This is a genomic window from Luteimonas sp. A537, from assembly GCF_054052065.1.
This window is the reverse complement of sequence record NZ_JBSVRH010000003.1, coordinates 572,733-588,608: the sequence shown is the minus strand read 5'-3', so window position 1 is coordinate 588,608 and position 15,876 is coordinate 572,733. Positions and strand designations below refer to the sequence as shown.

Below are 15,876 nucleotides of genomic sequence, written 5' to 3'. Positions count from 1 at the left end.
GCACAAACAAGACCGGAAGGTGCGCGGAGCGGACATCCGCGGCACCCGCGGTCACAACTGCAGCCCGACCAGGTCGTCGCCGAAATCGTCGTCGCCCAGGGGCGTCTCGATCTGCGTGCGGTGCGCCTGCTCGCTCCAGAGCTCGAATTTGTCGCCCATGCCCAGCAGGACAGCCTTTTTCTCGATGCCGAGCGCGTTGCGCATGCTGGCCGGGATCGGGATCCGGCCGTTGCCGTCGGGCTCGACGATCGCCGCCGCGCCCACCAGCTTCAGCTGCAGGCGGCGGTTGGCTTCCTTCACCCGGGGCAGCGCATTGACGCCGTCGCGCACCTGCCCCCAGGCGGCATAGGGATAGATGTAGAGCGAACCCTTCTCGAACGGGTTGTAGGTGATGACCAGGCGATTGCCGAATTCGGACGCAACGATCTCCCGGTAGCCGGTCGGAATCGCCAGCCGTCCCTTGTCGTCGATCGTGATGGCGGTTTCGCCCTGCAACACCTTCTGCCACTCCAGTACCCGTCTGCGGCGGGTTTCATGCTTGGGAAAACCACGATATTCCCGGTCTCCCCACGCATGGCCACATTAGGAGCGCTCCCCACCCTTGTCAACAGCTTGGCCAGGAATTTTCATCAGGCAGGTCAATGACTTGCAGCGAACTTCAGAGACTTGTTCAAGCTTTATCCACAAGCTGCTGTTTAGTCACAGATTCTGCGAATATGTGATGGTCTTCACATGATTTTCACATGCGGCATCCCGCACCGGCCCCGGACGACAGGAGGCCATGCGGGAGCGACCATGCCCGCGATGGCGGGGAGGTTTCGCGCGCAGGGGTCCAGCGCCGCCATGGCGGCCACGCGATGAAGAGGAAAAGGTGGCGGAGCCGGCCGATAAGCCGGGTTCTGTCGTGGACAGTCATTCCTCTAGGCGCATCGTCACCGATACGCTCAAGCAACCTACCCGGACCCGACGCGGGCAGCGCCATGAGGTCCCTATTTGGCCTTGCTCCCGGTGGGGTTTGCCATGCCGGTCTGTTGCCAGACTCGCGGTGCGCTCTTACCGCACCGTTTCACCCTTGCCACGCATCCAGCACTCTTTCGAATACTCGACCGTTCGGCGGTCTGCTCTCTGTTGCACTTTCCGTCGGCTCGCGCCGCCCAGGAGTTACCTGGCACCGTGCCCTGTGGAGCCCGGACTTTCCTCGGCACCGGCTCCCGTCGAAACGGGAACGGTGACGCGACTGTCTGGCCGACTCCGCCACGTGCATTCTCGCACGCATGGCGACGGTCCTGTGGGAGCGGCCATGGCCGCGATCAGGTTCGCCTCAGCCCCCGTACAACTCCTTCCTCGGCGCCCCGCTGATCTCCGCGGCCAGCTTCGCGGCGGTTGATGGCGGCAGGTGCACGGCGAGCTTGGCGTACAGCAGCCTGCCCTGCGCCACCTTTGCTTCCGCGTCGTCGCCGACGCCGCCCACCAGCAGCACGAACTCGCCCTTGCGCTGGTTGGCATCGGCTTCGACGCGAGCGTGAAGCTCGGCCAGGCCACCATCGAGCACGGTTTCAAACAGCTTGGTCAGCTCGCGCGCCAGCACCGCGGGGCGCTCGGCGCCGAAGGCCGCGACGCAGTCGGCCAGGGTATCGGCGATGCGGTGCGAGGACTCGTAGAACACCAGGGTGCGCGTTTCTCCGGCCAGCGACGCCAGGCGCTCGCGGCGCGCGGAGGCCTTCGCCGGAAGGAATCCTTCGAAGGTGAAGCGGTCGCTCGGCAGTCCGGCCACGCTCAGCGCGGCGATGATCGCGCTCGGGCCGGGCACGGGACTGACGCGGATGCCGGCCTCGCGCGCGGCGCGCACCAGGCGAAAACCGGGGTCGCTGACCAGCGGGGTGCCGGCGTCGGAGACCAGGGCCAGCGATTCGCCGGCGGCCAGGCGTGCGACCAGCCGCGCTGCGACCTCGGCCTCGTTGTGCTCGTGCAGGGCGAGCAGCGGGCGATCGACGCCGAAGTGCGCGAGCAGGCGGCGGGTATGGCGCGTGTCTTCTGCGCAGATCGCGTCGACCGCGCGCAGGGTGTCCAGCGCGCGCGGCGACAGGTCGGCGAGGTTTCCGATCGGCGTGGCGACGACGTGGAGGGTTCCGGCGGCGGGCTGCATCGTGTCCCTGCTGGGGTGGCGGTAGAATCCGGGCATTCTCGCAGCCGGAACGCCTTGATGCGCCATCCCTGGAAGCAGGCCCTCGCAGCCACCTTCGCCGCGTTCGTGATCGCGGGCTGTTCGACCGTGCAGGTCACGCGGCCCACCGATGCTCCGGACAGCGCGCCTGCGCCGGTGGCAACCGGCCACTGGCAGTTCGATGCCGGTGACCGCCCGCCCGCCGAGCGCGACGGCTACCGCCCGCCGCGCAAGCTCGCGGTGCTGCTGCCGCTGACCGGCAGCCTGGCCACCGCCGCGGGCCCCGTGCGCGACGGCCTGCTGGCCGGCTATTACGGCGAGCACCGGCGGCGTCCGGACCTGGAGTTCTACGACACCATGGGCACGGCTTATGGTGCGGTCTCCGCCTACCAGCGCGCGGTCGCCGAGGGCGCCGACCAGGTGGTCGGGCCGCTGGGCCGTGACGGAGTCGATGCGGTCTTCGCGCAGACCACGGCTACCGTGCCGGTGCTGGCGCTGAACCGCGCCGGCGCGCCGCCGCTCAACAGCGCCAGCTATGCGCTCGCGCCCGAGGACGAGGGCGTGGCCGCGGCCAACTTCCTTGCCGCGCGCAACGCGCTGCGGGTGCTGGTGCTCAGTTCCGGCGATGACAACGCGCGCCGCAGCATCGATGCGCTCAACGCACGCCTGCAGGAGCTTGGCGGCGGCATGGTGCAGCTGCTGCCCGTGGTCGGCGACAGTCCGCCCGACCTGATCGGCCCGATGCAGGCTGCGTTGCAGCGCGAGGGCGGCGTGGACGCGATCTTCCTCGCCCTGCGCGGGCCGCAGGCGCGATTGGCCGCGGCCCAAGTGTCGGCCGCCGGTCTGGCGGGTCGTCCGCGGGTGGCGACCTCGCAGCTGCTGTCGGGCACCGGCAAGCCGGACGAGGACGCGGTGCTGGACGGGATCGCCTTCCCGAGCGATGCCTGGAGCGTGTCGGGAGTGCCGGGCCTGCCGCCCGCGCGCACCGTGGCCGATGCCCTGCCCACGGCGCGTGGCCCGGCCGCGCGCCTGTTCGCATTCGGCTACGACGCCTGGCTGCTCTCGGCCTACCTGGGACACCTGGCAACCAGCTCCGAGGCCTCGGTCTCCAGCGCCAGCGGCGTGCTGCGGATGAACGTTGACGGCCACGTCCAGCGCGTGCCGGCCTGGTCGACCTTCAACGGCGGTCATGTGGTGCCGCTGGCGGGCGTCGCAAATTGAGCGAGACCCGGCGCCGCGGCGCCGGGGTCGAGGCCGCCGCGCGCACGCACCTGCTGCGCGCCGGCCTGCACGCGATCGCGGCCAATGCCGGCTACCGCCTTGGCGAGCTCGACCTGGTGATGCGCGACGGCGACACCCTGGTGTTCGTGGAAGTGCGCTATCGCGCCAGCGCCGACTACGGCGGTGGCGCGGAATCGGTTGACCGTGGCAAGCGACGCCGCATCGTACGCGCGGCGCAGCTGTTCCTGCTGCAGCACCCGGCGCTGGCGGAGGACTTCTGCCGCTTCGACGTTATTGATGCCAGCGGCGATCCCGAGGCGCCGGACTTCATCTGGCACCGCGACGCGTTCCGCCTGGACGACGCCTGACGTCGCACCCGCCACCCCCGCTGTAGGAGCGGCTATAGCCGCGACCGACTTGGCGATCAAACGGCGGTCGCGGCTTTAGCCGCTCCTACAAATGCGTGGGGGCGGCGGGGTTTGATGGGGTGGAAAAGTGTTCGTGGCCGGCTTGTGCGGGCTGCCAGATGCGGCCATCGCTGTCGAAGGCCTGCACGCCCTGCCCGGCCACCACCGTGCCGATGCGGGTGACCGTGACGCCGGTAGCCGCGGCGGTTGCAGCGGCGGCAACGGTCGCGTCCTTTGTCGCAGGCACGGTGAAGCAGAGTTCGTAGTCGTCGCCGCCCGAAGCCTGCAGCGCGCGCAGCGCGTCACCGGAGAAGTGCGGGCCCAAGGCGTCACGCCCGGGCAGCGCGTCGATTTCCAGATGCGCGCCGACACCGCTGGCGGCGCAGACGTGGCCAAGATCGGCCAGCACGCCGTCGGAGACATCGATACACGCGCTGGCCACGCCGGCGAGCGTGCGCCCCAGCGCGATCCGGGGCCGCGGCCGCTCCAGGCGCTCGCGCAGCGCGGGGGCGATCGCCCGGCCCTCGCGCCACTGCGCCAGCGCGCCGGCGGCGCCGCCAAGCGTGCCGCTCACCCAGACCGAGTCACCGATGCGCGCGCCGTCGCGACGCAGCGCGCGGCCCGGGTCGGCGAAACCGTGCACGGTCACCGACACCGACAGTGGCCCGCGCGTGGTGTCGCCGCCGACCAGGGCGACGCGGTGCTGCCCGGCCAGCGCGAAGAAGCCGTCGAGGAAGCCGGCGACCCACGCCGGGTCGCCATCCGGAAGCGACAGCGACAGCGTGCACCAGGCGGGCTCGGCACCCATCGCGGCAAGATCGGACAGGTTCACCGCCAGCGCCTTCCAGCCGACACTGGCTGCATCGGTGCCGGACGGGAAATGCACGCCTTCATTGAGCGTGTCCATCGCCACCACCAGCTGCATGCCTGGCGGTGGCTGCAGCAGTGCGGCGTCGTCGCCGATGCCCAGCACCACGTCGTCGCGCGCATGCGCGGCGCGCGCGCGGATGAGGTCGATCAGCGTGAACTCGGCCATCGCCTCGGCCGCGGGCTCAGCCGCGGCCGGCCCGCACTTCGGTTGCGCGCCACTCGGCCGCCGCGTGGTCAAGGACGCCGTTGACGTAGGTGTGGCCGTGCTCGGAGCCGAAACGCTTGACCGTCTTCAGGGCCTCGTCGATCACCACCCGGTAGGGCACGTCGATGCGGTGGCGCAGCTCGTAGGCGGAAATGCGCAGCATCGCGCGCTCGATCGGGTCGACTTCGCCGATGGCGCGGTCGAGGAAAGGTTCCAGGGCGGCGTCGAGGTCGCGGCGATGGGTTTCCACGCCGCGCACCAGGTCTTCGAAATACTCGAGGTCGGCGACTTCGTGCGCCTGCTCGTGGGCGAACTGGGCGATCGCATTGCGCGCGTCCACGCCGGACAGCTGCATCGCGTACACCGCCTGCAGGGCGCGCCGGCGCGAGCGTGAACGCCCGACGGTGTCGATGCCTGCGTTGCGGCCACCCGCACCACCGCCGCGCTGCGGCCTCACGACAGCGTCCCCAGCAGGCTGGCCATTTCCAGCGCGACCAGGGCACATTCCTCGCCCTTGTTGCCATGGCTGCCACCGGCGCGGTTCTCGGCGTCGACCATGTCGTCGACGGCAAGCACGCCGTTGGCCACCGGCACGCCGTGGTCGAGCTGCACCCGCGCCAGGCCCTCGGCACAGGTGTCGGCGACGTGCTCGAAGTGGCGGGTATCGCCGCGGACCACGCAGCCGAGGGCAACGACGGCAGCGTGGCGGCCGTCGCGTGCGACGCGTGCGGCGACCATCGGGATTTCCCAGGCGCCGGGCACGCGGATGACGTCGACCGCGTCGGCAGCCACGCCATTGCCCTCGAAGGTGGCGCGCGCGGCGGTCACCAGCGCGTCGACGATGCGCGGGTTCCAGCGGCTGGCGATGATCGCGAAGCGCGCGCCTTCGGGCGCGTGCAGGTCGCCTTCGTGATGGGTCATGGCATGTTCCTTGGACGGACGCGCATTCTAAGCCCTGCGCCGCGCCGCTGCCGGAACACGCCGCACATCGCCCCGACGCCCTCTGCAGGAGCAGCTATAGCTGCTCCTACGGGGAATCAGGCGGGGTCGAGGTATTCGACGACTTCGAGGCCGAAGCCGGCCAGGCCGACCTGCTTGCGGGCGGTGCCCAGCACGCGCAGCTTGCCCAGGCCGAGGTCGGCCAGGATCTGGCTGCCGGCGCCGTTGCGGCGCCACTCGACCAGGGCGCCGCCGCGCGGCGGCGTGGGCGCCTCGTCCTCCGCGCGCAGGCGCTCCAGCAGCGCTTCCGGCGTCTGGCCGCCATCCAGCAGCACCAGCGCGCCGCGGCCCTCGTTGGCGATCATCGCCAGCACCTCGCCCACCGCGGGACCGAAGTCCGGGCGGCACCAGCGCAGCACGTCGGCCAGGGCATTGCGCACCTGCACGCGCACCAGGGTCGGGGTGTCCGCATCCGGCTCGCCGCGGACCAGGGCGAAGTGCAGCGCATGGCCGAGGCGGTCGTGATAGGTGTGCAGGCGGAACCGGCCATGCTCGGTCTCGATGTCGCGGCTGTCGACGCGCTCGACGGTGTGCTCGGTCTCGAGCCGGTGGCGGATCAGTGCCTCGATCGAACCCATCTTCAGGCCGTGCTCGCGAGCGAACACTTCAAGCTCGGGCCGGCGCGCCATGGTGCCGTCGGGGTTGAGGATCTCGACCAGCACGCCCGCCGGCTCCAGGCCGGCCAGCATCGCCAGGTCGGCCGCGGCCTCGGTGTGACCGGCGCGCGCCAGCACGCCGCCGGGCTGCGCGGTGAGCGGGAAGATGTGGCCCGGCTGCGCAAGGTCGGCCGGCGAGGCATTGGGCCGCACCGCGGTGCGCACGGTATGCGCGCGGTCATAGGCCGAGATGCCGGTGGTGACGCCCTCGGCGGCCTCGATAGAAACGGTGAAGTTGGTGTGGTGCGACGAGGTGTTGGACTGCACCATCGGCGGCAGGCCCAGCTGCGCGCAGCGCTCGCGGGTCAGCGACAGGCAGACCAGGCCGCGGGCGTGGGTGACCATGAAGTTGATGTCGGCCGGGCGCACCAGCTCGGCGGCCATGATCAGGTCGCCTTCGTTTTCGCGGTCCTCGTCGTCGACGATGACGACCATGCGGCCGGCGCGGAGTTCTTCAAGCAGTTCAGGGATGGGGGCGAAGGACATGGGACTGCGACCTGGGTTGGGATTGCGGGGGATTGCGGGATTGCGGGGATTGCCGCTCCCACAGCGGTGGCCCTGGGCCTGCTGGCGTTTCAGGGGACGCTGCGCAGGCGTTCCAGATAGCGCGCGATGAGGTCGACTTCGAGGTTGACCGGGTCGCCGGGCTTCGCCGACGCGAAGGCCGTGTTGGCGACGGTGTGCGGCACCAGGGCGACTTCGAAGGCCTCCGCCTCGGCGACATTGACGGTCAGGCTGACACCGTCGACGCAGATCGATCCCTTCTGCGCGACGTACTTCGCCAAAGCCTTCGGCATGGCGAAGCGCCAGCGCTGCGCACGCGCATCCTCGCGCACCTCGAGCACGCGACCGACGCCGTCGACGTGGCCGCTGACGAGGTGGCCGCCGAGGCGGTCGGTCGGGCGCATGGCGCGCTCGAGGTTCAGCGGCGCGCCCTCGCCGAGGCCGCCAAGCGTGGTCAGGGCGAGGGTTTCGTTGCTGGCGTCGGCCTCGAAATGGCCAGCGTCGAAGGCGACCACGGTCAGGCAGACGCCGTTGACCGAAACGCTTTCGCCCAGCCGTGCGTCCGCGAACGGCAGCGCGCCGACGGCGATCCGCAGGCGGGCGTCGCCGCCGCGGGCGTCGCGCGCAACCAGGCTGCCGACGGCTTCGATGATTCCGGTAAACATCGGCGTGCCTCCTCAGCCCACCGCGCCGGCGTCGACCACCGCGCGCTCGGGGACCAGGCGCAGCCGCAGGTCATCGCCCACGCTGACGTTGTCGACGATCCGCAGCGCCATGCGCTGCGCCATGTCCTGGATCTGCAGGCCGGCGAACAGCGGCCGCGCCTGCGTGCCCAGCAGCACCGGCGCCACGTACAGCAGCACTTCGTCCACCAGGCCTGCGCGCATGAAGGCGCCGGCCAGCGTGGCACCCGCCTCCACCTGCACCTCGTTGATGGCGCGGTCGGCGAGCACGCGAAGCACGGCTGCGAGATCCAGGGCATTGCCGTTCGCGGGCACCGCGACGCGCTCGCTGCCGAGCTCGCGCGGCGGCTTGGCGTTGGCGGCGTGCACGTACAGCGTGGGCGCGTCGCCCTCGCGGACGCGGCCACGGGCGATGGTGGCAAGTCCCGGGTCAAGCACCACGCGCAGCGGCGGCGAGAATTCGGCGTCGTCGTCCAGGCGCACGGTCAGCTGCGGATCATCGGCCATCACCGTGCCGGAGCCGGTCAACAGCGCGCCGCTGCGCGCGCGCCAGCGCATCACGTCGCGGCGCGAGGCCTCGCCGCTGATCCACTTGGACTCGCCGCTTTCAAGCGCGGTGTGGCCGTCCAGGCTCATGGCCAGCTTCACGCGCAGCCAGGGCCGGCCGCGCACCAGGCGCGATACGTAGCCGCGGTTGAGCTCCTGCGCCGCCGCCTCCATCAGCCCGTGCTCGACCTCGATGCCGGCTTCGCGCAGGCGATCGAAGCCGTTTCCATCGACCTGCGGGAACGGGTCGCGCATCGCCGCGACCACGCGGGACACGCCGGCCGCGACCAGCGCGTCGGCGCAGGGGCCGGTGCGGCCGGTGTGCGCGCAGGGTTCCAGGCTGACGTAGGCAGTGGCGCCGCGGGCACGCTCGCCGGCGGCCTCGATCGCGAAGACTTCGGCGTGCGGGCCGCCCGGCCGCTGGTGCCAGCCCTCGCCCACCACCTCGTCGGCCTGCGCCAGCACGCAGCCGACCATCGGGTTGGGGCGCGTGGTCCATGCGCCGCGTTCGGCCAGGCGCAGCGCGCGCGCCATCATCAGATGGTCGATATCGGAATGGCCCTGCATCAGGTGATGTTCTCCACGCTTGAATAGACGGGGTCGGCGCCGGCCAGCCAGCTGGCCGCGCGGTGGCGCTCGCCGGCGATGCTGGTGCAGCGCGCCAGTTGGGCGGCGTCGGCGCGATCGATGCGGAGGCCGTCGATGGCGAGGTCGTCGTCGACCAGGTCGGCATCGTCGATGTCCAGCCGCGCCCAGCCGCCGTTGGCGACCACGGCGGCGAAATCCATCGGGCCCGGGCGCAGCGAGTACTCGCGCAGCCGCCAGTGCAGCGCAAGCTGGCGGGCGAGGAAGGTATCGATTTCGCGATCGCCGCGCAGCGCCGCGTCATGCAGCATGTCCGGCGCGGCGTCATCGAGGAAGCCCAGCGTCCAGGCGACGTCGTCGGGATCGACCATGCGATCGTGTGGCACCGGCCCATGCCGGTCGAGCGCCCAGGCCAGCACCTGGATCCCTTCGGCACGCCAGCTGGCATCGACCACCGCGGCGTCGGAAAGGCTGCCCAGCGGCGCCTCCACCAGCGCTGCCTCGGCGGGTTCGAGCGCCGCATGCAGGCCGGTGACGCGCAGCCAGTCGAGCATGCGCCGGTGCATTTCCGCGGCCTCGGGTCCGTCCGCACGCGGCTCGAGCCCCGCGCGCGCGACCACGCTTGCCAGGGCCAATGCACGACGCAGCACGTCGGCCGCCGGAGGCCTCGGGTAGCGCCCTGGTTCGCCGGGATCGCGCACCGCGCTCAGCGCTTCCGGCCCTTGCCGGATCTGGAATCGAAGGCGGCAGGTTCGCCATCGAGCAGCGGCAGCTGGCCCTCGCCGGGCAGGTCGCGCTCCAGGCGGTCAAGCTCGTCGCGGAAATCGGCGACGTCCTGGAACGAGCGGTAGACCGAGGCGAAGCGCACGTAGGCGACGTGGTCGATCTTGCGCAGTTCGGCCATCACGAACTCGCCCACGCGGCGCGATGCCAGCTCGCGCTCGGTGGTCATGCGCAGCTGGTGGATCACCGCGCGCACCGCCGACTCGATCTGTTCTTCCGACACCGCGCGCTTGTGCACGGCGCGGTCGAAGCTCTGGCGCAGCTTGCGCGCATCGAAGTGCTCGCGGCGGCCGTCGGTCTTGATGATCGCCGGCAGCTTGAGCTCGATGGTCTCCATGGTGGAGAAACGCTCGCCGCAGGCCTCGCATTCGCGCCGGCGGCGGATGGTTGCGCCGTCGTCGCTCACCCGGGAATCGATGACCCGGGTATCCACGTGCTGGCAGAAAGGGCAATGCATCGTCGGGCGACGCCGTCAGGCGCCGTGCGTGCGGCGCGGGCGGGCAGCGGCCGCCGGTCCCGCGCGCTCCGCCTGCCCCGCCATCAGCCGTACACCGGCAGCCGGCGGCACTGGGCTTCGACCTTCGCCCGCACCGCCTCGATCACCGATTCGTCGGCGGGGGCGTCAAGCACGTCGCAGATCCAGCCGGCGAGCTCGATGCAGTCCGCTTCGGTGTAGCCGCGCGTGGTCACCGCCGGGGTGCCCAGGCGCAGGCCCGAGGTCACGAAGGGTTTCTGCGGGTCGTTGGGCACCGCGTTCTTGTTGACGGTGATGTGGGCGCGGCCCAGCGCTTCTTCCGCGGCCTTGCCGGTCACGCCCTTGCCGATCATGTCGACCAGCATCAGGTGGTTCATCGTGCCGCCGGAGACGATCTTGTAGCCGCGGTCGATGATCACCTTCGCCATCGCCTGCGCGTTCTTCACCACCTGCTGCTGGTAGGCCTTGAAACCAGGCTCGAGCGCTTCCTTGAAGGCCACGGCCTTGGCCGCGATGACGTGCATCAGCGGGCCGCCCTGGATGCCGGGGAACACGATCGACTGCAGCTTCTTGACCATGTCGTCGGCGCCCTCGCCCATGGCCTTGCGGCTGGCGACGATGATGCCGCCGCGCGGCCCGCGCAGGGTCTTGTGGGTGGTGGAGGTCACCACGTGCGCGTGCGGCACCGGATTCGGGTACACGCCTGCCGCGACCAGGCCGGCGACGTGGGCCATGTCGACGAACAGGATCGCGCCGACCTTGTCGGCAATGGCGCGGAAGCGCGCCCAGTCGATTTCCTGCGAATAGGCGCTGAAGCCGCCCACCAGCATCTTCGGCCTGTGTTCCACCGCCAGGCGCTCGACCTCGTCGTAATCGATCAGGCCCTTGTCGTCGACGCCGTACTGCACGGCGTTGAACAGCTTGCCGCTGACGTTGACCCTGGCGCCGTGGGTCAGGTGGCCACCGTGGGCGAGCGACATGCCGAGGATGGTGTCACCGGGCTCGAGCAGGGCCAGGTACACGGCCTGGTTGGCCTGCGAGCCTGAATGCGGCTGCACGTTCGCGTAGTCGGCCCCGAAAAGCTCCTTCACGCGGTCGATGGCCAGCTGCTCGGCGACGTCGACATGCTCGCAGCCGCCGTAATAGCGCTTGCCCGGATAGCCTTCGGCGTACTTGTTGGTGAGCTGGCTGCCCTGGGCCTCCATGACCCGGGGGCTGGCGTAGTTTTCGCTCGCGATCAGCTCGACGTGGTCTTCCTGGCGCTGGTTCTCGGCGGCGATGGCTGCGGCCAGTTCGGGGTCGTAACCTTCGATACGTGCGTCGCGGGGGAACATCGTGCGCTCCAATGGCCGGGAAAGGCCGCCATTGTAGCTCCCCCCATTCCCCGGGAAGGTCCCGGGGCCGGCGTGGGAGCAGCCATGGCCGCGACGCTCTGTTGCAGGCCCGGCCGCTCCGGCGGAGCCTCAGCGCCCGGTGATCACGTCGGCGATGATCCCGGTGGCGATCGCCACGAGCAGGAAGTCACCGGCATCGCTGCGGCGCCAATGGTGGCCGCGCGGCGGCTGGCGCAGGCCGTAGTGGCCGTACTGGTTGACGACGTAGGTCGGCGCATAGCCGGAATAGCCGTAATGGCGGCCGCGCGCCCACGGCGGCGGTCCGCGATGGCCCCGCGGGTGGTGCACGACCAGCGGCCGCGGAACGTAGACCACGCGGGTATCACGACGGTCATGGCGCCGGTCGTACCCGCGCGCATGACGGCGGTCGCGGCGATCATGCCGGTCATTGCCGCGCGACCGGCTGTCGCCGCGCCAGTCACGCTGGACATGGCCACGATCGTTTCCGCGGTCATGGCCGCGGCGGTGGTTGTCGCGGGCTTCGGCGGGCAGTGCGAAGGCGAAGGCCATCACCAGGGTGGCGGCGGCTAGTGCAAGGCGGCTGGCGGACATCATGGTGCGGACTCCGGCGGTGGACTGGCCCGACTATTGCCCGCAGCGGCTGAACAGACGCCCTATCCAACCGCCAGCCGGCGGCGGTGGCCGTATAATCGCGCCATCCCCAATCCACCGTTCCCGCCCGCTGCATCCGCGCGGGCGGCGGTCACGTTGCACCGGAGTCCCCCATGTCGCAATACATCTACACCATGAACGGCGTCTCGAAGACCGTGCCGCCGAAGCGCCAGATCATCAAGGACATCTCGCTGTCGTTCTTCCCCGGCGCGAAGATCGGCCTGCTGGGCCTGAACGGGTCCGGCAAGTCCACCGTGCTGCGGATCATGGCCGGCGTCGACACCGATTTCAGCGGCGAGGCGCGCCCGCAGGCCGGCATCAAGGTCGGCTACCTGGCCCAGGAGCCGGAGCTGGATCCGGAGCACACCGTGCGCGAGGCCGTCGAGGAAGGCGTGGGCGAAGTGCTGCAGGCGCAGAAGCGCCTGGACGAGGTCTACAACGCCTATGCCGAGGAAGGCGCGGACTTCGATGCCCTGGCCAAGGAGCAGGAGCGCCTGGAGGCGATCCTCGCCGCCGGCGATGCGCACACGCTCGAGAACCAGCTTGAAGTCGCCGCCGACGCGCTGCGCCTGCCGCCGTGGGACGCGGTGATCGACAAGCTGTCCGGCGGCGAGAAGCGCCGGGTCGCACTGTGCCGCCTGCTGCTGCAGAAGCCCGACATGCTGCTGCTCGACGAACCCACCAACCACCTGGACGCCGAGTCGGTGGAGTGGCTGGAGCAGTTCCTGGCCCGCTACACCGGCACCGTGGTGGCGGTCACCCATGACCGCTACTTCCTGGACAACGCCGCCGAGTGGATCCTCGAGCTCGACCGCGGCCGTGGCATTCCGTGGAAGGGCAACTACACCGACTGGCTGGTGCAGAAGGAAGACCGCCTGAAGCGCGAAGACTCCACGGAGAAGGCGCGGCAGAAGGCGATCACCAAGGAACTGGAGTGGGCGCGCTCGAACGCCAAGGGCGGCCGTTCCAAGGGCAAGGCGCGACTGGCGCGGATCGAGGAGCTGCAGGCGGTCGACTACCAGCGGCGCCAGGAAACCAACGAGATCTTCATCCCGCCGGGCGACCGCCTGGGCAACAAGGTGATCGAGTTCAACAACGTTTCCAAGAGCTTCGGCGACCGCCTGCTGATCGACAAGCTGAGCTTCATCGCGCCGCCTGGCGCGATCATCGGCATCATCGGCCCCAACGGCGCCGGCAAATCGACGCTGTTCAAGATGATCACCGGCCAGGAAAAGCCCGACTCGGGTTCGATCGACATGGGTCCGACGGTCGAGGTCGCCTACGTCGACCAGAGCCGCGACAAGCTGGAGGGCAACCACAACGTGTTCCAGGAAATCTCCGGCGGTGCCGACATCCTCAACATCAAGGGCATCGAGATCCAGTCGCGCGCCTACATCGGCCGCTTCAACTTCAAGGGCCAGGACCAGCAGAAGATGGTCGGCACGCTGTCGGGCGGCGAACGCGGCCGCCTGCACATGGCCAAGACCCTGCTGCAGGGCGGCAACGTGCTGCTGCTGGACGAACCGTCCAACGACCTCGACATCGAGACCCTGCGCGCGCTTGAAGACGCGCTGCTGGAGTTCCCGGGAAACACCTTCGTGATCAGCCATGACCGCTGGTTCCTGGACCGCATCGCGACCCATATCCTGGCGTTCGAAGGCGACTCGCACGTCGAGTTCTTCCAGGGCAACTACCGCGAATACGAGGAAGACAAGAAGCGCCGCATGGGTGACGACGCCGGTCCGAAGCGGCTGCGGTTCAAGGCGTTGAAGTAAGGGCAAGAGCAGGAGCAAGAGCTTTTTGGCCACGGATTTACGCGGATAAACGCGGATAGGGCAAAAGATATGGATGGGTTCTGGCCGGGCCGTGTGCTTGCACGTTGATGCAGGCTTCCAGAACCCCACCCCTTCTCTGCTGCGAATTCCCCGCGATATGCGACTGAAATCCGCCTTGGCTTCACCTGCTCCTATCTGCTTTTGCCCTATCCGCGTTTATCCGCGTAAATCCGTGGCAAAAATGCTCTTCCGCTCTATCTCCACAGATCACTCCTCTCCCGTTTGGGTCCCAGCAACAAGGACGTCCCGATGACCTTCATGCAGCAGCTGCGACACCGCTGGGACACGTCCGGGTCGCTGGTCTGTGTCGGCCTGGACCCGGAGCCGGGCAGGTTTCCGGCGCGGTTCGCCAACGATGCGGACGCGGTGTTCGGGTTTTGCCGGGACATCGTGGATGCCACGGCGGAGTACGCCTGTGCGTTCAAGCCGCAGATCGCGCACTTCGCGGCGCTGGGTGCCGAAAAGGCGCTGGAGCGGCTGATCGCCCACGTGCATGCCGCGCATCCGGGCATCCCGGTGATCCTGGATGCCAAGCGCGGCGATATCGGGTCCACGGCACAGCGCTACGCATCGGAAGCCTTCGACCGGTACGCGGCCGATGCGGTGACCGTGAATCCCTACCTCGGCGGTGACTCGCTGCAACCGTTCCTCGATCGTGCGGACCGCGGCGTGGTCATTCTCTGCCGCACGTCCAACCCGGGCGCGGCGGACCTTCAGGATCTGCCGGTCCAGGGCAGCGCCGATGGTCGCGCGCGGCCGCTGTACCAGTCCGTCGCCGAGCGCGCGGCGCGCGAGTGGAACGGCAACGGCAACGTCGCGCTGGTGGTGGGTGCGACCTGGCCGGAGCAACTGCGCGAGGTGCGCGCGATCGTCGGCGACATGCCGCTGCTGGTGCCGGGCGTCGGCGCGCAGGGCGGCGATGCGGCGGCCGTGGTGCGCAACGCGCGCAGCGATGAGGGCGCCGGGCTGATGGTGAGCTCGTCGCGCGCGATCCTGTATGCATCCACTGGCGAGGATTACGCCGAAGCTGCCGCCGATGCTGCGCGCGAGCTGCGCGACACGCTCAACCGCCACCGCGCCACGGACTGAGCCCGGCACACTGGCACGGGCCTGGCAAAAAAGATTGCCGCCGACCTCACGCGGCATGGATATCCTGCTGGCCAACGGGGCTGCCGCCCTGAAGCTGGAAGGATGCCGATGACACGCCTGCCCCTGACCGTCGCCCTTGCCCTGGTGCTCGTCGCCTGCGGCCAGTCGAACGCACCTGCCACGTCCATGGACACCGCGTCACCCGAGGCCCTTGCCGGCGCGTCGGAGCCATCGGCGAGGGCGACCGGCACCACTCTCATCGCAGGTACCGGTGACGCTACGCCGGCCGCCGCGCCCGCGACCGACGAAGTCGTGGCGACCGCCGGCAGCGACGCCGAAGACACGCAGTATTTCGACTTCAGCGGCCCGGCCCTGGAAAAGGTGCGCAACGCAGGGCGCGCGGCCACGCCGGAGCTGCGTGATGCAGCCCGGCGCCTCGTCGACGCTACCGGCGAGGAGCGCGAATGCGGCACCTACCCCGAGGGCGAACGCCTGTTCATGCTCGACCTCGATGGCCAGCCAGGCGATGAGGCGCTCCTGCTGTACACGATGGAAGGCTGCGGCGGCGGCGGGAACTACTACGACCGCAGCGGCTACGTCCTGCGCGAGGTCGATGGCGCATGGAAGGCGGTGGCGGACTTTCCCCTGGGCACGAAGCTCGTCGGCAACGCCACGATCAGTGCGCTCGAGCCGGGCGTGGTGATGGTGAGCCCCGAAGGCGACAGCATGTTCGAGCAGCAGCGGGTCGAGATTCCCCCGCGCTGAACCCGACCCTGCGGGAGCGGCTATAGCCGCTCCCACAGGGCTGCCTTGGCTGCCTTCAGCTGCTCCCACAGGGCTGCCTTCAG

General features: G+C 69.8%; 17 protein-coding genes and 1 other RNA gene. 5 read left to right on the top strand and 13 right to left on the bottom strand.

Annotated features, from left to right (window positions below; genetic code table 11):
* Positions 1–51: 51 nt before the first annotated feature.
* The 3 genes from ACW7GZ_RS10330 to rsmI form a co-directional block, all read right to left on the bottom strand.
* Positions 52–498 (bottom strand): division/cell wall cluster transcriptional repressor MraZ, encoded by a 447-nt coding sequence (locus ACW7GZ_RS10330; protein WP_343254290.1) that lies wholly within the window; start codon positions 496–498, stop codon positions 52–54.
* Between the two features lie 374 nt (positions 499–872).
* Positions 873–1,253: RNase P RNA component class A (rnpB, locus tag ACW7GZ_RS10325), an RNA gene on the bottom strand.
* Positions 1,254–1,321: 68 nt separating this feature from the next.
* Positions 1,322–2,146, bottom strand: coding sequence for a 16S rRNA (cytidine(1402)-2'-O)-methyltransferase (gene rsmI, locus ACW7GZ_RS10320; RefSeq protein ID WP_457005437.1), 825 nt, complete (start codon positions 2,144–2,146; stop codon positions 1,322–1,324).
* Between the two features lie 57 nt (positions 2,147–2,203).
* Here rsmI and ACW7GZ_RS10315 point away from each other — a divergent pair, with 57 nt between their 5' ends.
* Together ACW7GZ_RS10315 and ACW7GZ_RS10310 are read left to right on the top strand one after the other, a co-directional pair.
* A complete protein-coding gene (locus tag ACW7GZ_RS10315) occupies positions 2,204–3,385 on the top strand; it encodes a penicillin-binding protein activator (protein ID WP_457005262.1) in 1,182 nt (393 codons plus the stop codon).
* Entirely contained in the window at positions 3,382–3,753 is a 372-nt protein-coding gene (locus tag ACW7GZ_RS10310) for a YraN family protein (RefSeq protein WP_457005264.1), read from the top strand. Before ACW7GZ_RS10315 ends, ACW7GZ_RS10310 begins: the two co-directional genes overlap by 4 nt.
* Positions 3,754–3,838: 85 nt before the next feature.
* On the opposite strand, the gene thiL is transcribed toward ACW7GZ_RS10310, so the two are convergent.
* From thiL to ACW7GZ_RS10260, 10 genes are all read right to left on the bottom strand, one after another.
* Complete coding sequence (gene thiL / locus ACW7GZ_RS10305) at positions 3,839–4,828, bottom strand: thiamine-phosphate kinase (protein WP_457009054.1); 990 nt, start codon at positions 4,826–4,828, stop codon at positions 3,839–3,841.
* A 16-nt stretch (positions 4,829–4,844) separates the two neighbouring features.
* Positions 4,845–5,324 (bottom strand): transcription antitermination factor NusB, encoded by a 480-nt coding sequence (nusB, locus tag ACW7GZ_RS10300; RefSeq protein ID WP_457009052.1) that lies wholly within the window; start codon positions 5,322–5,324, stop codon positions 4,845–4,847.
* On the bottom strand, positions 5,321–5,788 hold the full coding sequence (gene ribH / locus ACW7GZ_RS10295; RefSeq protein WP_457009050.1) for a 6,7-dimethyl-8-ribityllumazine synthase: 468 nt from the start codon (positions 5,786–5,788) through the stop codon (positions 5,321–5,323). The genes nusB and ribH overlap by 4 nt, the downstream gene beginning before the upstream one ends.
* A gap of 116 nt (positions 5,789–5,904) precedes the next feature.
* Positions 5,905–7,008 carry a 3,4-dihydroxy-2-butanone-4-phosphate synthase gene (gene ribB, locus ACW7GZ_RS10290; RefSeq protein WP_457005272.1) on the bottom strand — a complete coding sequence of 368 codons (1,104 nt, stop codon included), beginning with the start codon at positions 7,006–7,008 and terminating at the stop codon, positions 5,905–5,907.
* 89 nt (positions 7,009–7,097) lie between these two features.
* Positions 7,098–7,691: a riboflavin synthase gene (locus ACW7GZ_RS10285; RefSeq protein WP_457005274.1), complete on the bottom strand. Its 594-nt coding sequence runs from the start codon at positions 7,689–7,691 to the stop codon at positions 7,098–7,100.
* 12 nt (positions 7,692–7,703) lie between these two features.
* Entirely contained in the window at positions 7,704–8,822 is a 1,119-nt protein-coding gene (ribD, locus tag ACW7GZ_RS10280; protein WP_457009048.1) for a bifunctional diaminohydroxyphosphoribosylaminopyrimidine deaminase/5-amino-6-(5-phosphoribosylamino)uracil reductase RibD, read from the bottom strand.
* Positions 8,822–9,541, bottom strand: a complete 720-nt coding sequence (locus ACW7GZ_RS10275) for a DUF4272 domain-containing protein (RefSeq protein WP_457009046.1) — start codon at positions 9,539–9,541, stop codon at positions 8,822–8,824. The genes ribD and ACW7GZ_RS10275 overlap by 1 nt, the downstream gene beginning before the upstream one ends.
* Before the next feature lie 5 nt (positions 9,542–9,546).
* On the bottom strand, positions 9,547–10,080 hold the full coding sequence (gene nrdR / locus ACW7GZ_RS10270) for a transcriptional regulator NrdR (protein ID WP_457005279.1): 534 nt from the start codon (positions 10,078–10,080) through the stop codon (positions 9,547–9,549).
* Positions 10,081–10,163: 83 nt separating this feature from the next.
* Complete coding sequence (glyA, locus tag ACW7GZ_RS10265) at positions 10,164–11,432, bottom strand: serine hydroxymethyltransferase (protein ID WP_457005281.1); 1,269 nt, start codon at positions 11,430–11,432, stop codon at positions 10,164–10,166.
* Positions 11,433–11,561: 129 nt separating this feature from the next.
* On the bottom strand, positions 11,562–12,047 hold the full coding sequence (locus tag ACW7GZ_RS10260; RefSeq protein ID WP_457005282.1) for an RcnB family protein: 486 nt from the start codon (positions 12,045–12,047) through the stop codon (positions 11,562–11,564).
* 170 nt (positions 12,048–12,217) lie between these two features.
* Here ACW7GZ_RS10260 and ettA point away from each other — a divergent pair, with 170 nt between their 5' ends.
* From ettA to ACW7GZ_RS10245, 3 genes are all read left to right on the top strand, one after another.
* A complete protein-coding gene (gene ettA, locus ACW7GZ_RS10255; RefSeq protein WP_457009044.1) occupies positions 12,218–13,879 on the top strand; it encodes an energy-dependent translational throttle protein EttA in 1,662 nt (553 codons plus the stop codon).
* Positions 13,880–14,188: 309 nt separating this feature from the next.
* A complete protein-coding gene (gene pyrF, locus ACW7GZ_RS10250; RefSeq protein WP_457009042.1) occupies positions 14,189–15,028 on the top strand; it encodes an orotidine-5'-phosphate decarboxylase in 840 nt (279 codons plus the stop codon).
* 108 nt (positions 15,029–15,136) lie between these two features.
* Complete coding sequence (locus tag ACW7GZ_RS10245) at positions 15,137–15,793, top strand: hypothetical protein (RefSeq protein ID WP_457009040.1); 657 nt, start codon at positions 15,137–15,139, stop codon at positions 15,791–15,793.
* Positions 15,794–15,876 lie beyond the last annotated feature (83 nt).